This window comes from Pseudomonas sp. PIC25, assembly GCF_002286785.1.
Lineage (GTDB): Bacteria > Pseudomonadota > Gammaproteobacteria > Pseudomonadales > Pseudomonadaceae > Pseudomonas_M.
Map to the genome: position 1 here is coordinate 30075 of NZ_MUJY01000121.1, position 23352 is coordinate 53426.

Here is a 23352-nt window from a genome sequence, read left to right on the forward strand (position 1 = left end):
ATGCGGCTGCATCGGGTTGCGCATGTCGAGCACCACGACCCCACTCTCGGCCGAGACGAACAGCAGGCTGCCAGCCATGCGCAGACGTACCCCACGGCCGGCGGAAGCCTGCAACTGCTTGCCGAGATCGACGCGCAGGCGCTGCTGCGGCTGGTCGCGGTCGAAGATCTCCAAGCCTCGGCTGCCCAGCGCAACGATCATGTAACGACCGTAGATCGCCACGTCCTGCGGGTTAGCCTCGAATTCATAGCTGCGAAGCTGAGCCGGGTCGAACAGGTTGAGCATCTGCAGCTTGCCGGCTTCGCCATCGTTAGCCTTGACCAGCGACTCGCTCCACCCCGGGCAATTGCGCCATGCAGCACTGCGGATGTTGCCCCCGCCGATCAGCCAGCCATCCTCCAGGCGCAGCACGCCGGCACCGGAGAGCGCAGCGGGCGCATCGACGCGAACCGGGTCTTCGCCATCCTGATAATTGAGAGCCATCAGACCCGTGCCGTTCGAGCCACCCGTCTTGAAAGCGCATTCCTGGCTGTCCGGCGGCTCGGCCTCGACCGAAGCCCCGGCGGCGATCAGGCCATAGCCTTGTTTGATCAGGCGACTGATCGGCGTACTCAGTTCTTCCTCATGGATTACCTGCAGGCCGTTCTGTTCGTCCAGGTTCAGACGGGCCACACCGCCCAGGCCGCTGGCCACGTAGAGGCGCTTACGCAGAGTGTTTTCTTCCCACTCCAAGGTAGGTGCGATCTGCAGCGAATCCAGGGCGATGCGGAAGTCCTGTGCCGCCGCACGATCGAGAATTTCCTGCTCCTCCGCGGTCGGCTCGAGGGTGCCGCTACCGAGGAAGCTGCCTTCCAGACGCTTCTGGATCTTGAGTGCCTGGTTCTTCAGATTCAGGCGCTGGGCATCGCTCGGCAAGGCGGGCGAGCCACCCACCAGCTCCGGACGGGTCGGGTTCTGCACGGAGAACGCAGCCGCACGGTAGTTTTCCGGCATCCAGCCACCGGCCTGCAGCACCTGCTTGCCATAGCCTTCCACCATGAAGCCGCCGTTGGTCAGGGCCACGCCGGTCTCGCGATCGATGAAGATATCGCTCGGGAAAATCAGCGACGGATGCAACTCGGCCAACTTGCGCAGGCCATAACCGAAGCTGTCGTCACCGGTCAGGCGGCTCTGGTTACCGTAACGGTCCTCGCCCAGCACATCGACCTTGCCCGGCATGCCGCGCGGCGTGGTCACGCGCATGCGGGTGCTGGACAGCACGTCGATACGACCGACCGGCAGGCCGCCGAAGCGCACCTTGAGACCATCCATGACACTGTTGCCCGGCTCGAAGCCCTCGCCGGTGAGGGTAACGGTGGTATCGCCGCCAACCGGCCCCCACAACGGTGTCAGGGCATCCAGGCGAATGGGCGCATCCACGAGCAGCGCGCCTTCCAGTACGTCCTGCTGGGTCACGCCGTCGCGCACTACGGCCAGGGTCAGGTTGTACTGTCCCGCCCGTGGCAGCGGCAGCACGCTGGCCTTCAGTACAGCGGGGGCGGTGTCGCTTTCACGCACCACCTCTTCGATCTGCAGGAGTTGGTCGCCGACATACAGACGGACGTCGGCCATGCTCGCCGGCAAGCCGCGGGCGCTGACGGTGATCAGGCTGGCCTTGTCCCTTGCCACACGGCGCGGCACCACTGCTTCGAGCGACAGCGCATCCTCGCGGCTGCCACGGTAGACCAGCGAGACACGCTGGTCCTGGGCAAGCGTATGCAGCACCAGCGGATCGCGCCCGCTCATCGGTTTCACCGAGGCCAGGCCAGCCTTCACCAGCAGCGTCAGCCGGGAACCGACCGCCAGTTGTCCGGCGCTCGTATCGTTCAGCACCAGCCGCGCATCGTTGTTGATGATCTGCACCGTGGAACTCAGCGTCTCGCCCTGTGGGCCGAGCAATGCGAAGCGCGCCAGGTTGGCCGGGTACAGGTCGATGGCCTTGCTGAAGCGGGCGATGACCAGCAGGCTGCCGTCCGGCTGACGATCGAGGATACCGTTCACCGGGTCCACACGATGCAGGCGCAAGACCACGTCAGGCACCACCTGGACCACGCTGCCAGTCGCATCGACGCCACCACCGAGGGCCGAGTAGGCGTCCGCCACTACGCTTTCGATGGTGCCGCCAGCAGGTGCATCCATGCTGCGGCCCGGCTGCGGGCGCAACGGGTCGGTGACATCGATGGTCAGCACACCCTTGTTGCCACGGGCGACATACAGGGTGTTGCCATTGAAATCGAGATCGTAGACATAGCCGATATCGTTGACCCGCGCGACCACCTGCGGCTTGGCCGGATCCTGCAGGTCCACCACGGCGACACCGCTGGCGCCCGCCGCCACGTAAGCGTAGCGCCCTTGCAGGGAAACACGGGTGCCCGGAAGGTCCAGATGGGCGACGCGTTGCAGCCCCTTGGTCTTGTCCTGGCGATAGACCTGGAAGCCACCGCTGCCATTGGCCTCGGTGGTCGTCAGGCGGTTAGTGGCAAAGTTGAAGGCACCGCCGACGCCTACCAGCAAGCCCGCCTCTCCGGCCGGCGCATCCTGGGTCGCGACATCCAGCAGTGGCACGTTCGGCTCGCTGGCCAGGCTTTCCACCAGATAAGTCTTGTTCGTCAGGAACGAATCGACGACACCGACACCTGCCTCGCCGGCTGCCAGCAGGACGCGAGCGTTACGCACTCGTAGGCCACGGGCGGATTTGCCCGGTAGCTCCAGAGAATTGAGCAGCGTGCTGTTGGCCGGGTTCAGCGAGTCGAAACCGACGGTGAACAGCCGCGATTCCAGGGCGTTACCGCTGCCATCGAGACGCACGCCGGTAATGTAGGCACGATCGCTGCCACGCTCGAAGAAGGGCTCCACACCCACGGCGATGAAGCCACCAGGCAAGGTCACCTGGGACAGGATACGGTCGTCGCGCTTGTTCTTGTCGCGGTCGATCAAACGCAGCAGATCGTCGGGATTGGCTACCTGGTCGCCGGCATTTACCGCGTAGACCAGCACGCCGGCGGTTCCCTGCGCCGAGAACAGGTAGCTGCCGGACGGGTCCAGCGCGAGGTCATACACGCGGCCGGTGTCGCGGATCAACGATTGCGGCGGCTGTTGATAGGTGAAGGCCTTGAGCAAGGTGCCCTGCTGGGCATTGCCGTTCAACTTGACTTGGACGTCCACCGTTCCCAGGGACGATGCAGGGGTGATCACTTCCAGGGTCTCGGCATCCAGCACCTTGTACTGGGTCGCCTCGGTGTCGCCGAACAGGATGGTCATCGCCCCGGGATCGGCACGGAAACCTTGGCCTTTGATCAGGACGCGGGTTCCGCCGTTGAAGGAACCTTGCGCCGGCGCCAGGGAGCGCAGCAGCAGCGGCTCCACGTACTGCACTGCCCCTACTTTCGAGGCCTTGCTGCCATTGCCGGAAACCACTTGCAGACTGGCCGCACCCGGCGTACTGGCCGGCGCCTGGACGGTATACAGGGCAGTGCCGTCAGCCCTCGTCTCAGCCAGTGCGGCCTGAGCCACCTGGCCGGAAACGCTGAACTGCGGCTGGCCGGTGACACCGGAGAGCACCACGGTCAGCGGGCCCCCGGATACGTCCAGGGTCGATGGCGAAGTGCCGAGGATTTCGATGCGCGGGCCCGTAGCCAGGCCGGTACGGAAGCGTACCGTATGTTCCATCAGCCCACGGGTACGACGGCTGGCCAGGTCGCCCTTGAGGATGATGCGGTAGCTCGACGAGGCAGCCAGTTGCTGCTCAGGAAGCATGCGCAGGACGCGTTGGTCGTCGCTACGCTCCAGAGCGAACGGAATAGTTTCCGGCGGCTGTCCCGATTGCGCCTCGCGTTGCAGGACGAGGTAGTCGCGCAGGTCGTCGTCGGACAAGCGGTTCAGCGAACGGGTGAAATACAGTTCCAGCGCACTATCCAGCGGCACGCCATCGGCCTGGTCGCGCGGCACGCTGGAGACCAGCTCCAGGGTGAGCAGGTCGACCAACCCCAGATGGGACTTCTTGGCTTTGTCCATCATGGCGAACACACCGATACCCTGCTCGGTGACCAGCAGCGGATAACGCGCGTTGCTCTTGGTCAACAAACCGTTGGGTGTGCCCATGCATCGGTATGGCAGTACCAGTGCATCCAACAGGTTGATGTTGTCCGGACGACTGAAATCGTAGAAGCCCAGGTATTCGCTCGGAGACTCTTCGCATTTCTCCTCGGAAGCCGCAGGGGCACGGGTCAGGTTCACCCCGGTGGTGGCGAAGGCCTGGATGCCCATGCTCTGCCCCGGAACGCTGAAGCCTCCCGACTGGTAACGGGCAATTTGCCGGATGTAAGCCGGCCGGCTGGCGTCATACAGCTTCAAGTCGTTACCGGTCGCGAAGCGGCTACCGTCTGCCGCCAATGCGGTAAGTCCGGCGCTGTCGGAATCGCTCAGTTGCGGCAGGGATGGCTTGCTCAGGTCGAACACCACACGACGGTTGGCGTTCACGATGTGGAGGGTGTCGCCGATCACTGCGATATCACTGATCGAGCTCAACGTCTGGCTGCGTCCATCGAGGGTCGCCTGGGTGATACGCCGGACAACGCTGGGCCGCAGCGGATCGGCAAGACTCACGACCGCAACGCCCTCCTTGCGCGTGGCGACAATGGCCAGGCCTTGATGAACCACGACCTTTTCCGCCACCTCGTTGAAGGGCAGCGGCAGGCTGTAGCGGATACCGCGATCCTTACCCGGCGGTTGTTCGCCGAGATCGTCCGGATCGCGAATCTCGCGATCATAGACGAGCAGTACGCTACGGCCTTCGTATTCGGTGTCGATGAACGGGAAGCTGTAACCCCGCGCAGCGACATAGACATGATGCTCAGCCAGCGCCATGGCACTGGGCTGCAGATCCTGGGGCAGGTTGTAGTAACCCAGGCCGTGACGGGGCGCCGCCTGGTCGATCCGGGCCGGGTCATACTTGACCAGGCTCAGCCAGCCCGGCGCATAGTAATTCTTCAGCTCGTCGAGCGAGGCCAGTTTGTCCGGACGTGGCACGCCGTCTCCCAGCTCGCCGCGACCCAGCACATAAACCATGCGCAGGTCGCTATCCACTGCGAGGTCGACGATGTTGCCCGGCGGCAGCTTCAATGGGTCGGGGACATAATCGGTGAGCTGGCCATTCTCCAGCTTGCGCAGGCGCTGATCGATGATGTCGCGCGACATCGCCGGTTCGCTTTCCAGGCCGCGATCCAACTGGAGGCGTCCATAGAACAACGCATTGCGCTGCACATAACGGCGTCCCAGCTCATCCTCGAGCTCCACATCGATGAAGCCGCGGTATCCGGCGCCATCGTCGTCACGCAGCTCCGGTACCAGCCAGTTCATCCGCTCGGCGCTGTACAGGCGCAGTTCGGGCGATCCTACTTCGAAAGTCTGTGCCGAGCCCGGCTCGCCGCTCTTATAGGCAGTCAACTTCATGCCGGCATGGAAGCCCTTGCCGACCACGGCGACGAGATCGTTCCGACCGGTCTGGGCAACACGCACCACGGCCGGCGTCAGGTGGGAAATGGATAGCTCGTCGACGAAGACGAAGCCGCCCAGCACGGTGTCGCTCAATCCGCCATCGTTGGTCACGGTGACAGTGGCCGGACCCGGATAATTGGGCACTGTTTTGGCATAGAGGGCGATGATGCCGGTCTGTGCATCCAGCTCCCGCTTCTCGATCACCAGCGGCTCGCCACCTACCAGCAAACGCGGTGTGTCACCAAAATCGACGCCACGCACGATCAGCTCGGTACCGCCGCGAACGTCGCCGGCATTCACACAGGCACCGCGCTCGGCACTTTCCCGCGTACAGATGCTGAGAATGTCCGGATAGCGAGCATCGGCGGAGGCCGTGTTGAAATTGAATACGTAATCGGCCTGCAGCGGCTGCCCGGTAACCGGAGTCAGGCCCTGCTTGATGCGAACGTAGTAGCGCTGACGCGGCAGGAGGCTCTGTCCTTCCTTGCGGGTCAACTGGATGCGCCGTTTGGTGGTGTCGGCACCACGGGCAGCGAAGGCAAGGACGAATTGCGCAGTGACGTCGCGACCGATCTGGGCATCGCCCTCGAGCACCTGGACGTAATCGCTCAGGACCGTGTGCTCCGGCAGGACGGCGGAAAGCTCGATGAGAATCGCCGGCAACTGGGTACTGACGTCGTTCTCACCTAACTGGGGAGCATGCTGCAGGATGGTCAGGGACGGCAGGTCGATACGGCCGATGCCCCCCTTGCCTGCAGCGACCTGGATAGCGCCACGGGCCAGCGTCACGCCACGCACGGCGAAATCGTCGACAGTCGCTTTGCGCTTCACCATCACCGGCACGGTGGCATCCAGCCCACTCTCGCCGACACGAGCCAGATCGATGATCTGCACCAGGCTCTGGCTCGGTTTGTCTTCCTGATCGGACAGAAGCTGGGTGACGTAAGCCAGGTTGCCGGAAACATGGACGTCGTACAGACCGTCAGGCGCCAGGTCCGGACGGTTCGGCTCGATCTCCACCACCTGGGCCACGCGGGGCTGGTCCGGCTCGCTGATATCGATTCGCGACAGGCGCGCACTATCGCCAGCGCCCGCCATGTCGGTGACGTATAGCTGGTTGCCGACTAGATGCAGGCGGTTGGCGATCCCCAGGGTATCGACGCGCGCCACGATGGGCATGGCGGGCGTACTGAGGTCGGCGACCACCACCCCTTCTTCGGAGGCGGCGATGTAGGCGTAATGCCCTACGACTTTCACATCGCGGCTGAAGCCGTTGGGCTTGATATAGCCCACGTGATAAGGCGCGCTCATGTTGCTGATGTCGATGACTTGCACGCCGCCGTTGCCGTTGGCCACCAGCGCCAAGTTGCCGCTGCGGGTCAGGCCGTAGACATCCGGGTACGGCATGTCCACGCGGCCCATCAGCAGATACGGCAGGCCGAATTGGCCATCGCCATTCTTCTGGCCGAACAGCAGCAGTTCGCCGGCGTCATTGTCCAGATAGAGAGCTCCCGTGCCTTCGCTCGGGCGATCGCCGCCGACCCAGTCCTTGCGGATCTCCGCCGTCATCTGACTGATGAACTGGCAGGTCACCGAACCGGTCTCGCAAGCCCCGCCCGCGACTCCGGACTTACTGGCCAGGACGATGTTTTCGTCGGTCATCAGCTCCCCGATGCTGCCGCTGAACATTTCGGCGGCGCCATTGAGCAGTGGTGAATAATTGAAGAAATCGCCGCTCTGGTTGCTCTGCGCCTCATTATCGGCATCGAGAATAAAGATGCCGGTACGGGCCGGAGGCAATGTCGTAGCCAATTGCCCCTTGGTCAGCAGGTCGAGCCTCTGCTCGATCCGCAACGGATCGACACTGGACCAGGCGGCCAGCATGGCACCGCTGCGCGCAAGGCCGCGATATTGATCGACGGCGGTGTAATGAACCTGCTTGGCGGACGCCTGGGCGCCGGGAGTCGGGAGGATGTAGCGCCGCTCGCTGAGCGGCCAGCCTATCTCGTGGTAGGTGTCTTTCTTGACGGTGTGGTTCGGCGTGATGACCTCGGTCAGCACATGCACACGCTCGTTGCGCAGACCGGTCCGGCGCAATACCTTGCCGTCGCTGAAGTCGGCCCAATAGACGAAGTAGTGCTTGTCCGGCTGGCTTACCGGGGTGCTATCGCCGGCGGCACGTTCGTCATTACGGAACAGCTCCAGCTTGTAGGCGTCGTCTCCGGCTACCACCCAGGCACCGCTGGCGTCCTGGTATTCGCGTTGCCAGGTCATGTAGACATGCTGGATCGCACCGCCCATGTCCTCGATGGAGGTCACCGCCCGCAGGCTCTCGCCCATGGTCAACACGTCGCGGTCGATCGGGGCCAGTACGCTCAGGCGCGGCACCACGGTGTCTTCCAGCCGACCGATGCGGATTACTTGGGACTCGCCGGCCTGTCCGAGTACGTCATAAGCAATGGCCTGGACGGTAAAGCCCTGGACGCCGGACGGCGCGGCAAGTTGCGCCCGGTATACATGGTCCTGGGCGTGGCTGCCGGTTTGCTGACCGTAGCTCTGCTCCGTGGTGTAGGCAGGAATGCCGTTCACGTAGAAGGTGACATGATCGATCCCTTCGGGCCCCAGGTCGTCGAAGGCCTCGACGAAGACTTCCACATCCTCGCCATCGATCACCACGCTGTTGTCGTTGTCCGGCTTGACGATACGAGCCTGGGGCGCCTGGTCCGCCTCGATCTTCAGCGCACCCGGCAGGTCCACCATGGGCGACTCGTAGCCATCCAGGTCGCGGGCCTTGGCCCGCAGGCGCAACACTTGGCCCACCCGCCCGGTCGGTACCTTGAAGTGGAACTGGTACGGTGCGGCGGAATCCTCGCCCAACGGCTGGTAGACCGGGGTGGCATCCGCTGCACCGATGGAATAGAAGAGCGAAGCACTGTCCACGCCCACTTCCGGGTCGCTGGCCTGGATGTGGATGACGATGCCGCGGCCCTCGGTCAACGAGCTGACATCACCCATGGCGAAACCACGGGCATCCAGCAGCTTGATGGCGTTCACTTCCGGAAGCTGGTTCTTGCGCAATGTCACCGGAATGTTCTGTACGGTTTCGTTGCCCGCACCGTCCCTTGCGGTAATACGCAACTGCATGGACAAGGCTTCGGGCAACGCATCGGTCCGTCCCAGATACTCGGCGATGCTGCCCAGCGGCAGGCTGCCGAAGAACGGGGCCGCGATCATCAACCGGTCGGCGACACGCTCGCTGTCCTGGAATTGGCCATCGCCATCGCGATCCACGTAAAGCCCCAGCCCCACCGAGCCAACCCGCACGTTGTCCTCGACTTCGAGCTGATAGGGCAAGGCGCGCTTCTCCGACGCGCTGGCACCGGGGCTGACCGGGAGCTTGACCACCAGTTGCGGCGGTTGCTCGTCCTTGAAGGTATGTACTCGCACCGGACGCGGGGTGCTAACGCTACGCGCCTGCCCATTGGCACGGCGCTCCAGCGTGCTGGCGGTCAGCAAGAGATCGGTGCCGGCCTGGCCATAGGGAATCTCGACGAGGAATTCATAGGGGAAGACCAGATCGGTGAAACTGCGATCCCCGCCCTTGAGACCTGCCACGTTGAGCACTACGCGGTCGACGCCGACATCGTCCACCGCGTTGACCTGCACCAGCATCATCTGGCCTTCGATGACCTGGCTGCCGTCCTTCGGTGTGCCGATGACAACACTCGGCGCCTGGTCCTGGACGATTTCCACATCCAGCCCTTCTTCCGCACGGTGTTTGTCCAGATCGTTATGAGCAACGCCGTAGGTGTCCACCGCCTCGATGCTCAAGTGAACGCGGTTGGTCGCCGGATTGGCGGGGTCGAAGGCCGGCATCGGAACGGAGAAGTTGTATGGCGCGGTGCGCAGCCGCATCTCGTAGGGCTGCTGGCCATTACCGTACGTGGCCCGCAAATGAACATACTCGATGCCGACATCGTCGAAAGCCTTGACGTTGACATACAACGGGTTGCCTTCGACCACCTTGGCGCCGGCCAGCGGTTCCACCACATCGAGCACGGGGCGCTCATCGACACGGACCGGATAGCTGACGCGGGTGGAGTAGCTGTTGGCGACGTCGTAGGCATCCACCTTGACCCAGACCTCGACGGCACTCACCTGATCGTGGGTGACGCCAAAACTGTCGAGAATCTGCTGCAGGCGATCCACATGGAGCACCTGGGTGTATTCCGGAGTATCGATGTCGACCGTGGAAACCGGCTTGTAATCATCCGCCGGAATACCTTCGATGTTGCGCACCTGGACGAAGTCCTGGATGCGTGCCTGTGCTTCCCCCTTCACCAGCACGCTGTAAGCGCGCGACACGGTGATGCGGTTGACCTTGACGTTATCCAGAGCCTGCACGCCGACGGTGAAGTCGCTGTCCTCGATGGCACCGAAGCCGACGCCCGGTCTGGTGATCGCGGCCTTGGGCGCGATGGTGTCCGCAGCGACATTGAATTCCCGATGGAACAGGCCCACCGCCCCATCGGAGTCGGTGATCTGCGCGGTCAGCTTGAGCTTCTCGTTGTAACGGATCAGGCCCTGCGGCACCTCCAGCACGAAGGTTCGCTGAAGCGCATAGGGACTTTCCATACGACCGAAATCGGCGGCAATGTCGGCGTCGTAGTTGGCCGCGAAACTGTCGTGAATGCTGAGGAAGGCAGCTTCGACGACTTTATCGCCTCCCGCAGCCGTATTGCTCGCGGAAGACAGCAACGGCAACGGCACACCATTGGCGAATACTTTCAACCGATCAGAGGAAAGGAACCGGTCGTCCGCCGCTACCAGGCCAACCCGGATGCGGAAGGTGCCTGCCGCGATGTCCTGCTCCTCGGCCGGAGCGGTAATACGAACTTCCGGCACCACGTTGACCAGCGGATGGATCAGCAGGGTACGCTGCGCGACATGGCCATAGGTATCGACCAGCTCCACCCGGTATTCGGTCGGCTCGGTCTGGTCGAAGAGGATTTCAGTCTTGTCCTCGGCAGACAGCGGTGCAGGCTGCGGGCAGGGGGCTGGGAAGGTCCGCTCGTATACCGTAGCGGCAACGCTGCCATCACGCTTCAGACGCTGGACGCGATAGGCCGCCAGCCCTGCGTCGTCGCGCAGCCGGGTATCGAGGCGGAATTTCTCGTTGGTACGTACCCAGAACTCGCCATAGTTAATGCGCGCAGGTTCTGTCAGCGCTTTCTTGTAGACCCCATCTACCCAGTAGGTATTGAAACCGGTGATGGCGAGTTCGGGCTTCTCGTTGGCTTGTAGCGGATACACCATGCTGTGCTGGGTGCTGCGGCCGCTCCAGTCTTCGGCGATCAGCGTCAGCTCGAGTTCGCCGCTGTCGAACGCCTTGGGTACCTGGTAGGGAATCTGCCAACTGCGCTGGCCGAAGGTCACGCCGAGGTCATGGATCGTCCGACTGCGGTTCTCGAGCAGGCGGAGACTTTTCAGTGCACGGCTATCGTCGTTGAACTCGACCTTCATATCGAGCTGCTGCAGAGGTATGGCCACGCTACCGACTACCGGAGACAGGATCTTAGCGGTAGGAGCGATCTCATCCAGGCTCAGGGACTGCTGCAACAGCGGTTGGAGCACCTGTTCGCCGCGCTCGCCGGAAAGGCGATCGATAGCATGACCGAACAGTGTCACGCTGCCGCTCTGTACCTCGGCCGGAATCGGCATGAGCAATGAATAACGCTGGTCGACGCCTGGCAGGTTGGCACTATTGGCCAGTTGCAGGAATGCGACCTGCTCGCTCGCGCCCATGCCATCCTGCAACAGCAGGTTGACCGCATAACGACCCGGCACACGGGCGCCGTTGGCGTTCGGCAGATCGGCTGCCAAGCTCTCCTGCAGACTGAACTGAATGCCGCGGATGAAAGCGGGAAGGCCACTACGAGGACGAAGCACCAGACGCGTGGTGTCGGTATTGAACAGCGTATCGAGCGCCAGCAGTCCATTGGGTGCTTCTATTTCGCGAATAGCTGGTCGGGCCTGGCAGAGGCTGCGCGAATAGGTCTCCACCGACCAGATGCCAGTCTGGTCGCCAATCCGCAAATTCCTGGGTTGTTGCGACTCCTCCCCACCATCCAACAACAGGCGGTCGCCCTGCACCTGAACGAACGGCTTGCTATTGAGAAGCAGAGCCCCTTGCCACCCCTGGGCTTCCGGATAGGCCAGGCTGATACGGGCACGGCTGCGTGCGGGCTGGCTCTCCTGGCGACTCAGTCCCCGAATGTCGCGAGCAGCACCACCCAACTCGCGCAAGGAGCTGACCACCAACAGATGATCGATCGTATCCTGCGAATTGCCCGAGGAATAATCGTCGGTAATCTGCAGGGTTCCGCGCAGCGGCTGGCCACGTTGCTGACTATCGCCCGGCTGGCCGTCCCGCCATGCCAACTTCGGTGGCAGGTCGCGCTGGATCAGCAGGCGTCGGGTCTGCTGGCTTTCGTTGCCGAGCAGGTCCTTGGCCTTGATGACCAACGTCAACGCGACCGGCTCCTCTTGCGGACGGTAGCGAGCAATGTCCAGCATGACAGCCGCTCCCTGGGGAATCGCCACATCCGCTGCACTGAGATCGCTCGCTTGGGCGAGCACTTCGTCGCGCCCCTGATCATCCAGCAGCCGCACCTCATAGGATGCGACGGCCGTTTCGTCTTGCAGGCTGGCCCGCAGCTCGACGGTCTGACGTTCGAACAACCGCTCCGACGGTGACTGGATCGTGATGCGCGGTCCGGTCTCATCCGCCAGGACCTTGATATTGATCGGTTTGCTACGGGTCTCGTTGATGCCACGGTCACGGGCAAGCACGACCAATTGCAACACCTGCCCCGCATAACGACGGCTCAGTTCAGGCGTCAGACGCAACCGGGCATCGAAATCGGCATAGAATCGTTGCCCTGCAATGATCGACCCCAGAGTGCCGGGGTTTGGAATCCTGACGGTCTCGACACGGTCCTTACGGCTGAAAATTTCCCAGGGCAGTTTGTATTCTTCGCGGGTCTGGGGGTCGATCAACACGGCGTCGATCGCATCGACGTACTGGTTGTCGCCGGCACTGCCTTGCAGATCGAAGCTTTTCCCCGGCTCTAGACTGAAGTCCGCAATGGGCTTGTTCATCTGCAGCGTCGGCGCCTCTGTGTCGTCGACGATATCCAGTTCGAACATCGCCTCGGTCACCTGGTTGGCGCTGTCGAAGGCCCGCACACCGATATCGTCCCCGGCGGCGGCCTTGTTCGGCACGCGCAACGAAGCGCTGAGATAACTTCCCTGGTCCTGATTCAATTCGCTGCCGGTAAAAGCGCGCAGGACCGCGGTCTGGCCCCCCTGGCGGAGGAAGAACTCCACACGGGTCAGCTTGCGATCGTCCTGGGCCAGAACCTGAGCATTGAAGGACTCCCCCTCGTACAGTCGCGCTCCCGGAGCTGGAGCCCGGACGCTGACCAACGGTGGCTGATCCCGCTCGATGGGGAAGCGCCAGAAGGTGGGCTCGGCTTCGTTGCCGTACTGGTCCGCACCACGCAACTCGACCACCAGCTCGTCACCCTGCTCGGGAACGGTGACGGCAAAGGACTGCTCATAAGTCGCAACCGCGAGGTTATCGACGCTATACAGCGTCCGAGCGCCCGCCAGAGCACGCAGGGACACCAGCCGTGTATCGTCCACGCCCCGCACTTTCATGCTGATCGTGTTGCCGGCATAGATCGGCGCACCCTGTATCGGCGACAACACCGCCAGGCGCGGGCCCAGGACATCGGCCATCACTGGAACATCCAGATTCACGACATCGCCGCGCTGGCCACCGTCATCCACCGCGGCCACACGGAGCTTCAAGGTGCGGTTCTGATTGCCCAGCGCCAATGGCTTCAGGGGAATGGTCAGGCGGTTGACGGTCTCGGGACCCGGTGTCAGACCTGCCTGGGCATCAATGCGTTTTTCCCATAAGGGTGCAGCGCCTCCCTCCTGCCACAAGCTGGCCTCCAGCGCATGGACGGCGATGTCGTCGGTGGCGATGACTTCCACGACCACATCGTCCTGGCTGTAGACCCGGCTCTGAGTGGGATTGATGGCACGAACCCTGGGCTTGGCATCATCCTGAATGCCAATGAGTGCCTGCAGTTCCGAGGTATTGCCGGTGCCGTCGGTAGCAATGGCCCGAATCGGATAGGTGTCATAACGCACGCCATCGAGGTGCTTGAACGCTGGCGCCGCAACAACCTTGAGCGCGGAAAACGCCTTGAGCGTCCCAGGAATCGATTGCAGCGTGAGGTTGCCATCCACATTGCTCAGGTGATCCTGCAGGTCACCAGTCAGGACATACCCCACCCCATCGCGCTTGGCGACGCCATAGAGATCCAGGCGCTCCACGCCAACATTGTCGTAACCGGTGAGTTTCAGGACAAAGGTGCTGTTCTCGACGACCGGAGCCAGATCCTTGCCGGCGTCACTGACGTTTATGCTCGGAGAGGCCAGGTTGAGGACGGGCTGCTCCTCGTCCTTGCCAAGAGTGACATTGACCACGGCACTACGGGCAAGCTGACCGGCGCTGTCAGTGGCTTCGGCATGGATCGCCAGTGGCGCTTCCTTCACTACCCCTTGCGGAGTCTGGTACACGACGGCGAAGGGCGCCCGCAGGTCCGTCCCCACCAGCTTGCCGTTGACGAAGAAATCGACCTGGCGCATGCCCAGGTCATCGGTCGCATTGGCCCGGAGCTCGACCGGCTGGCCGGAGACCAGATGCATACCCTCTACCGGATGACTGAGTGAGACCGTGGGCAACTGATCGCCCTTTACAGGCAGCAGCAGCTTCTCGGAAAGGTTGCTCTGCTCGTGCTGATCCACCACCCGAGCCCGCAACTCCAGCGTGGTGCCAAGCCATTCGGGCTTGATGGGGAGCTGGAAGGAGTGGGTGGCACTGCGAACTCCGAAGGCATTGCCATCGTAGTTCTTGACTTGGTGGCGATACGACTGGACTTCTTCGCCATTGACCTGCAGGAAAAGGTCGGTCCCGGCATCCAGTGTGTCATCGCTGGCTTCGACGGTAACCGTCACGGTCTGACCGACAGTAGCCAGACTACCTACTGCGGGCTGCGTGATGCGGGCAGTCGGCCGCTGATTCTGCAGAACACGCAAAAGACGAGCCGGGGCGTCTTTCACGCCCCCATTACGGGAGTACACACGTGCGGACAGCGCCAGGCTGGTCTCCCGCACGGCGATATCGGGAACAGTCAGATCTACCAACCAAAGCTCGAACAGCTCCTTCTGCTTCGGGTCGTTCGGCAAAGGCCGCTGCTCCAGAACAGGGAACATCGTCTCGCCGACCTTACGGCCATCCATGAAGTACTCGACGCGGCTGATGCCGCTCTGGTACTCCACGTCCGGCAACACGCCCAGGCTGGCGGCGATGACGGCACGAATCTGGCTGTTTTCAACGACGCGCTGGGCATCGACCGGCGTCTCAAACGTAAAGGCCGGGACGGTGGGGTTGCTCTTCGCCACGACCCGGACCGTTCGCTCGGGTGAACTCTGGCTGTTGCCTGCGCTATCGAACGCCACGGCGCGCAAATGCAGCTCACGCCCTTCCAACTCCTGCTCGATAGGCAGGCTCAAGGCATAGGGCGGCGCTACGCGGCGACCGACCAGACTGCCATCCAGCCAGAATTCGACGGTTTTCACCGCGACATCGTCAGTGGCGTTGGCCGCCAATTCGAGAACCGAACCAACGGCGATACTGGCTGGCGGCTGGAGATCGACGGAAGGTGCGGCATCCTCGGCCGCGATCTGCAAGTCAACGCCAATGTCGGGATAGCGCTGCAGATTCAGATGGATGGTCAGAGGGCTTTGTTCGGGAATCTGCGCCCTCGCCAGAAGGTCGCGCTGTTCGTTACGTTCCAGCACGCCCTCGCTACCAGCCGGGAGCTGCATGTCTACGATCAGGCTGTCTGCAAGAGGAGCTTCGCTGCCGTCATCGAAGACAGCCAGCAGGGGAGGCAATTTCTGAAATTCATTCAGACGACTCAGTACCAACGGCTGGCCTGATGCCTGCCCGTTGAATTTCAGGGAGGTCAGACGGCGACTGAAATCGACTTTCACCGGCAAGCTGATTTCCGCCAGGCCGGGATAGCTCAAATAAACGAAAACCGCCTCACCGGCGGTTTCCTGCAGGGGATAGACGACACCCTCGGCGCTGACCCAAACCTTCTCGGGGCTGGAGGAACGATAACTGACGCCTTGCCCCAGCCCCGCCAAAGGCGTAGGCCCACGAAATTCGAAATCCACCTCAGGGATCAAACGCGCCGATTGCAGCACGTCACTGAATATCAGGCTACCGGGGCTGACGCTGATGGAGCGGGCCGCTTCGTCGACGCTATCTCCGGTGAAGCGGATATCCGAATAGCTGCTCTGGTTGCCGGACGCGTCCACGGCTGTCGCCTGGACCATGACCAACGCGTTACGAGCGACCTCTTCGGCCGACAAAGAAGGTTCGATGCGCTGGCGCAAGCTGTAGCGGCTCTGCCCGTCGACGGAAGGAAAGACCCTTATGGCCTCGGGCATACGCAGGAAAGCCCGGCTCTCTGCCTGACTCACGACACCACCTGCGGCACGCAAATCCGAAGCACGCAGACCGGTGAAGGAAATACTCAGGTAACTCAGGTCTACGTCATCCTGAGCATCGAAACTGGCAACCAGATATTGCTGCCCGTCCTCCATCTCGATAGCCAGCTGCGTCAGTTGCAGATCGGGCAACTGTCGTTCGGAAGCGAAACTTTCGCTGTAGTCCTTCTTGGTGCCATCGGCGTAAGAGAGGCGAACCGCTGGCTGCAGCATGCCACTGCCTTCCAGGCGGAAGTTGAAAGAACAACTGGCCGCCGAGTCCCCGTCACGTAGAGCATCGGTAGGCAGAAAACGCTGATTGCCAGCAGGAATGGAGACTTCGACGAGATTACGGCAATCGGCTATGGCGAGGGTGTAGTCGACCGCATCACCGGAGCTGCCAAGAGGCGCTGCGGCTCGGATATCGAATTCAGCGAACGCGAGTGCGGGAGCTGCCAGCGCGAAGAGCGTGGCAAGCAAGCGTCGAATCCCGGTAAAACTGCATCCGTGCGGCATAGCGGATGAAAAGTTCCATTTATTTTGTAAATCCAAGACCAGTTCATTGATAGAACCAGCCTTTTCGGTGGCACAATGCTATAGATCGTAATATTTCATTTCAAGGTGGAAAAATTCCGCTACATCGGCGAATTGATAGGAAATGTGATGCGATTCAAAGAAAACCTTTGTGAAGTTCCGCCTATCAGCCTCTGTCTTTGCAGCAGAAACCCGTGCCGATAGTATTGCCACGCCATCACAGGGAAGCGTCCATGGCCTCGACCCCTCTCACGCTCACTGCTCTCGCGACTGCCCGCTTCAGCCGCTTGGCCATCTTTTCTCTGCTGATCTTGGCGATGCTCGGAAGCCTTGGCTGGCAAGCGATTGGTTTTTACCGCCAACTTCAGCAGCCCTTCGCCGATAAAACGCCACCGTCCGCCCCCAACAAGGCGGAGCCGCGTACTACGGAAATGAACATGGCAGTCCTTCAACTGTTTGGCTCTACCGAGTTACAGGCCGGAGATATCAGCGACGCCAATCAACCGCTTCCCGAAAGCAATTTGAATCTTTCGGTATCGGCGATCTTTCACAAGACGAACCCCGGGAAAAGCACGGTGATCCTGAAGGATGGAGACAAAGAACTCATCCTCAATCCCGGCGACGAGGCGCGGCCTGGCATTCTGGTCCATCGGATCGACAGCAATCGCATCACCCTTAAGCGAAACGGCAAGCTCGAACAAATCAGCCTCAAGGGATTCGGTGAGATCGAAGGCCTTTCCTCAACCTCCGCCTCTCTTCCGCTGGCCGAGGTACCCGAGCAAAGCGATCCATATGCCAGCCAGCCTCTGGAACCGCCTGCGCCCGCACAGCCCACACCGACCGCTTATCAGCAATTCATCCAGCGCAAGCTTGCGCAAAACAAGTAGTTGAGTGATTGAAGTGTCCAACCGAATCTTGCCGTATCTGTTGTTGAGCCTGTGCCTGGTCTCTCCCATAGCGTCCGCCGAGGAGGCCCAGCCGGCGGGCGCCGTACCTGAGCAACAGGACGGACAGGTGGATAGCCATGTAAAGATCAACATGCAGGACACCAATATCCGCTCCTTCATCGAGTGGATAGCCAAGGCCACCGGCAAGAACTTCATCATCGACCCGCGAGTGACCGGCAAGGTCACGGTGATCTCCAATGAGGCGATGACTGCCGAGGAGGCCTACCGCGTCTTCCTTTCCGTGCTGCAGGTACATGGCTTTTCAGCTATCGAAGCCGACAGCGCGGTGAAGGTCATTCCCGACGCCAACGCCAAGCAGAGCGGCGTGCCGCTGGTGGATGACGACCGCCTCAACGATGACCAACAAGTGGTCCGAGTGATCCGTTCGGAGCATGTCCCGGCCACACAGCTGGTGAACATCCTGCGCCCCATGGTCCCGCAGGTCGGCCACTTGGCTGCCTATCCGGATAGCAACGCACTGATCATTTCCGACCGAGCCTCGAACATCAATCAACTGCTCAAGCTGGTCGCGGAAATCGACAAGGCCGGGCAATTCGAAATCGACGTGATTCCGCTCAAGTTCGCTAACGCGAAAGAGCTCTCCGGCATGCTCGGCAATCTCACCCCACAAGGCGGGGGACAGGAAGGTGCGATCAAGGTCAGCATCTCCGTCGATGAGAGAACCAACAGCGTCCTGATTTCGGGAGATCCCAGCAAACGCCAGCAACTGCGCGACGTTCTCGCCAGCCTGGATAAGCCCGGCAACCTGATTCGCGATACACGCGTCCTATATTTGCATTATCTGAAGGCGTCGGAAGTTGCCCAGGTTCTGCAAAACGTCGCATCCAGCATCCAGAAGCAGGACAAGGACGTCGGCGTGAGCAGCGCCGAGATATCCATCCAGGCCAGCGACACCACCAATGCCCTGGTCATCAGCGCCCCGCCAGCCATCATGACCACGATCGAAGGGGTGGTGGAGCGTCTCGATATCAGGCGCGCACAAGTCCTGGTAGAGGCTGTCATCGTCGAAGTTTCCACCAACAAGGTGAACGAACTTGGCGTTCAGTGGAAAACATCCGATGGCGCGGTAGGTGGAGACGGGTTGTTCGGCGGCTTCAAATCGTCGTTGAAAGGCAACGCCATCGACAGCTTTCCTGGCAAGGATATGGCCCTGGACGCGGGCTTGAGCATGGGCTTCTACAACAATGGATCACTGCGCGCGCTGATACGGATGCTGTCCACCGACGACTCGATGAACATCCTGTCCACCCCCAACCTGGTCACGCTGGACAACGAAGAAGGAAAGATCGTTGTCGGCCAGAACGTTCCCTTCGTCACCGGCAGCTCGACCAGCGCATCCAATCCTTCCACCAACCCATTCCAGACCATCGAGCGGCAGGACGTCGGTATCACGCTCAAGATAAAGCCCCAGATCAACGAGGGCGATTCGGTCACGCTCAACGTCTACCAGGAGATATCCAGCGTCACCAACGACACCAGTGCCGCCGATATCGTGACCAACAAGCGCTCGATCGAAACAAGGGTACTCATCAAGGACAACATGACCCTGGTTCTAGGTGGGCTGATTTCCGATGAAGTGCGCGACTCCGGTGATCGCGTTCCTTTCCTCTCGAAGATTCCGATCATCGGCAAGCTGTTTCGCAGCGATAGAAAGGAAGTCAGCAAAAAGAACCTGATGGTCTTCATCAAACCGACCATCATCAATGACTTCGAGCACGCAGACCAACTGACCGAAGGCAAGTACAACTTCATCCGTGACAGACAGTTGCGCTATGCCGAACAGGACGTACCCGCTGGGACACCTACCCTGCCGGATCGCCTGAACAGCGCGAAGAAAGAACTCGAGATACGAAACACAGTTCCGCTGAATTGATTTTCGACGCGAGTCAGTTCGCCACCGCTACGCAAGCTCCCTCCGGTTGATCGGCAAGGAATGCTGATCAACCTGGAAAGGCATGGCGGCAGCCAACCTATCCAAAGCGGATTTCGAAAACAAAAAAGGCTTACGATTTCTCGTAAGCCTTTTCAATTTTATGGTGCCGGCACCAGGAGTCGAACCCGGGACCTACTGATTACAAGTCGTAGCCTAATGCACCGAGGCCCGTCCAGTCTAGACCTTGCAAGACCCGGATACAACAGTCTAAACCATTGAATATACTGGGCTTTGATCAATTTTAGGCCGGCTGCTCCATACAGGCACTGTACCTCTGCTGTACCTCTGCCAATCATGTGGACTGGTATTTCTTAGTGCCGAAGCTCGGCTTTGCTGAGGGGGTGAGCATCATGCTCATTGCGAATAGTTTCGAAGAGCTGGCGGCGAAGCTTGCTGTTATGGACGTTGGCGTTCCAGCGCGCTCAGAGCGGCGCAAGAGCCATCACGCGGAGCGCTACTGTATTGCCCATTTATTATCGACCCTGCCGACTACAAGCCTTGCTTTCCCTCTGATTCTCGTTCACCGAGATAAGCCCGACTTCCACCTGTCTATGTCAGATAGCTCCATAGGTGTGGAGCATACGGAGGCAGTCCCAGTTAACTTTGCACGCGGCCAGGCCATGCGTGAGAGGGGGCTTGGACCGGATATCTACTTCACACCGCATTTCGAGCCTGGAGAGGCGAGAAAGGCGGCTGAGATTCTACGAAGCGACATCGAGGCTGATCTACCAGGAGAGGGATGGTGCGGTGACTCTCCGGAGCGCGAGTGGGCTAGTGCGATGGCCTATCACGCAGCGGAAAAGCTTTCTAAGGTGGTGGGGGGCGGCTATGAGCGGTACCCCAGTAACTGGCTACTCATCTATGACAATTGGCCTCTGCCTGCTGTGGACTATGTTGTCGCCGCGTCGTATCTAGTCCCGTTACTGGTGCAGATGGAGGCTTTCTCGATTTTTGATAAGGTCTTCATCCATGACGAGTCATGGCTATGCGAGCTTTCGGAAGCTGGTGTGGCCATTCACGAGCTGGTTAAACCTTGCTCTTTGGGGCGCGCCTAGTTCGAAGGCGCCTTAGGGGGTTGCCACCCCGCAACAGGCCCAACGTGCACATCAATGCCATATGCATACTGGTCTTGGTGATAGGGAGCGCCCAAATATAGTATTGCATCGCAAGACTGGGCCAACTCGCGATAGAGTTTGTTTTCGGTGGCGCAGCTATACAAAAGTGCGATGCATATCTTGTTGTGCTCTGCTCTTGCGATCACTTTTACATGTAGTGCTCTATCATCGGGTTCGCCGACTTCAACACTCCAGCCCGCATTTCGCAGCGGGCGGACCAAGTCATTTATACATTCATCTTGTAGACGCGCTTTACGAAGCAACACTCCGTCGTCTGTGGGCATAATTGGTACTGTCCGCCCCTCGGAGTGATACATTTTTTCTTCTAGATTTTTTATGACGAACTGGGCTTGGGCTTGAAGTAAGGCTTGTTGCCAGAGCAGCTTGCTATCTTCGCTCATTTCTGGGAAGAAGAGCGAGACACGATGTGATTCATCATGCCAAGACTCAATCACTCCCAGAGTAGCCAGAGCAACAACTAATCGGCAGAAATTTGCAGAATTTTGCCATTCGGTTGAAGTGCCATGGGCAAAAAGATGCCGATTTAGCCATGTCACTCCATCATATTCTCCTGTTCGGCAGAAGAATGAGTCTTTCAGCCAGGAGCGGAAAGTTTCGAAGACGAAAATTCGCTCATCCTGGCCATATAAGTAATTTGTAGTGAGATACTCTCGTGGTACCCACATATTTTCGAAATGCAGGCGTCCTGCAAGGGTGCAGGCCCTATCAATGATTCGATCAACCTGATCTAGAATCGGCATGCTTGCCGTCGCGCCAGATATCCTTTGAAGCGCACCCTCTATAACGGGGATCAGTGCAGCGATACTTGATGCTCTATGTCCGGAGTAGAAGGCTAGATATGCTTCTCTGGCAATAGGGGCGAAGTCGGCTAGGCTTCTGGAGCTTGGGATAAGCTGTGCTATGCAGACAGCTTGAAATGACAATGTATAAAGAGTTGATGTGTGATAGTCGAATAGCTTTATTGATTCGTCTTTTGATCGATACTCTACATCTCTGAGTAGCTCGCTAATTTTTCCTTGAGCGATCCAGAGCGGGCAAAACCACTCCATCTTTTTCCATAAGCCAGCCTGGTGGTCTGCAGCTTTTCTATTTGCTAGCCACTGCGAGTCATTTTCATGAGGAACTTTGGGGAAGCATGCTGCGCCTTGATTTGTAGCTAATACTATGGTTCGAATTGGTCGGAATGCTCCGACGTTCTTTTCCGTTGCGCTTAAAACATGCAGTCCTGCTTGGCTAGCCCAATCCGAAACAAGTTCCGTACTAAGGTCGCTAAGAGCAGGAAGAGCTAATGCACGGCGCCATATGCCTAAAAATTTCTGTTTTTCTGCATTAAGCGGCTTGCTCATCTTACTAATTCTTTGGGAGCGAGGCTGCGATTTTGTAGTTATTTTAGTCGGGAGATGATCCCCACCTATTAACCTTTCTAGGTGGCAGCTTTTTCAATTCATTGTCCCACTGATGCTTCATCGGATGTTGATCAATGATGTCCCCGATGCCCTTCCCGCAGTGTTTGCAAACAACAGCCTGTCGCTGGACTTGTTCAGCACAATAGGGGCACGTTTTTAAAGTATGCGCCTGCTGAGTGGGTAGGTGCTTTGGTGCTGCGGACATGGCTGCTGCAAACAGCAGAGCTAGGGGGCCAAAAAGGCATCCCAAGAGGAACCACCCAATAGCGCTGCGCCCCTTGGCCAGGGCGACAATTGCGCATATCACCCCCATAAGCAGCCAGAAAACTACAAAGCCCATAGCGAACGTCCCTATTCCGGTTTTTTGAGTGGCTGCCACAATTTCGGAAGGCCAGTGCCCAGGCCGCAGTTCAGGCACTCTAAGCCTTTCTCGTCGACGGCCCGCACGAAGGCGTAGGTTTTGCCTTTTGTGTTTGTAAGCAAGAGCTTTTCGGCCTTGCTCTCGGCGCTCCAGACCTCCGCGTACATGACGCGGTTCCTGATCATGTCCACCTGGGAAACTGTGGCTTCGCTTCCTGCAACCTGTATCACAACGAGCGGCCCCATGAATCCGCTAACGGCTGAATAGCCACCGTCATAGTCATTCCCACAGCCGGCCAGGACGGCCATAGCAGCAAGGGTGCAGGCTCTCAGGTACTTTACTGGCATATCTCTACTCCATGTTGGCTACTACTGGCGCATCCTCGCGCTAAATCGCCGTGACAGAAGCCTGTCAGATGAGTTTTCAAACCGCCAGCTGGACTTCGAATGCGTCCAGACCGAGCTCTTCAACCAGAGCGGCGAGCTTATCGAGGCTTTTGAAGATGCGGTTACCACCGCGTTGCCTCTGGAGGGGATGTAGCTTGCTTCCGAGCTGGATCTGCAGCAACCAGCCATCAGCTGCCTTCGTTATCACAGCACGCTGCACAATGCCGGCAGCCACGTATTGGCGCAGATCGGCTTCTTTGACTGGCATGGGCCACCTTTTCTCGGGGCTGAAAAAGCGAAGGGAGGCGGCCCGTAGGTCCTCCTCCCTCTCACTAGCAGCAGAGCCTCTACATACTCTGTTGCGCTGCTATGGGCCAGTATATTGGTGCCGCGCGACTCGTCAATAGTTTAATATTGATTTATCAAGGTTAATCTATTGATCGTTCGCGAGCTCGACT

The 23352-nt window shown here is 59.9% G+C and carries 7 protein-coding genes (1 of these 7 cut by a window edge); 3 read left to right on the plus strand and 4 right to left on the minus strand.

What is annotated here, in order from left to right; all coding sequences use genetic code 11:
- Nucleotides 1-16404, minus strand: the beginning of a protein-coding gene (locus tag BZL41_RS14520; protein WP_095599951.1) for an Ig-like domain-containing protein. It extends 26160 nt beyond the left edge of the window; the window shows 16404 of its 42564 coding nt (coding positions 1-16404); it begins with the start codon at nt 16402-16404; its stop codon lies beyond the left edge, outside the window.
- Between the two features lie 533 nt (nt 16405-16937).
- Here BZL41_RS14520 and BZL41_RS14525 point away from each other — a divergent pair.
- The 3 genes from BZL41_RS14525 to BZL41_RS14535 all read left to right on the plus strand — a co-directional run bounded on the left by BZL41_RS14525 (nt 16938) and on the right by BZL41_RS14535 (nt 20660).
- Nucleotides 16938-17591, plus strand: coding sequence for a type II secretion system protein N (locus BZL41_RS14525; RefSeq protein WP_095599952.1), 654 nt, complete (start codon nt 16938-16940; stop codon nt 17589-17591).
- Nucleotides 17592-17604: 13 nt separating this feature from the next.
- Complete coding sequence (gspD, locus tag BZL41_RS14530; RefSeq protein ID WP_095599953.1) at nt 17605-19545, plus strand: type II secretion system secretin GspD; 1941 nt, start codon at nt 17605-17607, stop codon at nt 19543-19545.
- Between the two features lie 374 nt (nt 19546-19919).
- The gene (locus BZL41_RS14535) at nt 19920-20660 is read left to right on the plus strand and encodes a hypothetical protein (RefSeq protein WP_143518092.1); all 741 of its coding nucleotides are present in this window, start codon (nt 19920-19922) and stop codon (nt 20658-20660) included.
- Here the strand turns inward: BZL41_RS14535 and BZL41_RS28025 are convergent.
- The 3 genes from BZL41_RS28025 to BZL41_RS14550 form a co-directional block, all read right to left on the minus strand.
- Complete coding sequence (locus BZL41_RS28025) at nt 20657-22087, minus strand: hypothetical protein (RefSeq protein WP_143518093.1); 1431 nt, start codon at nt 22085-22087, stop codon at nt 20657-20659. The two genes, BZL41_RS14535 and BZL41_RS28025, sit on opposite strands and share 4 nt — an antisense overlap.
- Nucleotides 22088-22498: 411 nt before the next feature.
- Nucleotides 22499-22855 (minus strand): hypothetical protein, encoded by a 357-nt coding sequence (locus tag BZL41_RS14545; protein WP_095599956.1) that lies wholly within the window; start codon nt 22853-22855, stop codon nt 22499-22501.
- A 76-nt stretch (nt 22856-22931) separates the two neighbouring features.
- On the minus strand, nt 22932-23162 hold the full coding sequence (locus BZL41_RS14550) for a hypothetical protein (protein ID WP_095599957.1): 231 nt from the start codon (nt 23160-23162) through the stop codon (nt 22932-22934).
- Nucleotides 23163-23352 lie beyond the last annotated feature (190 nt).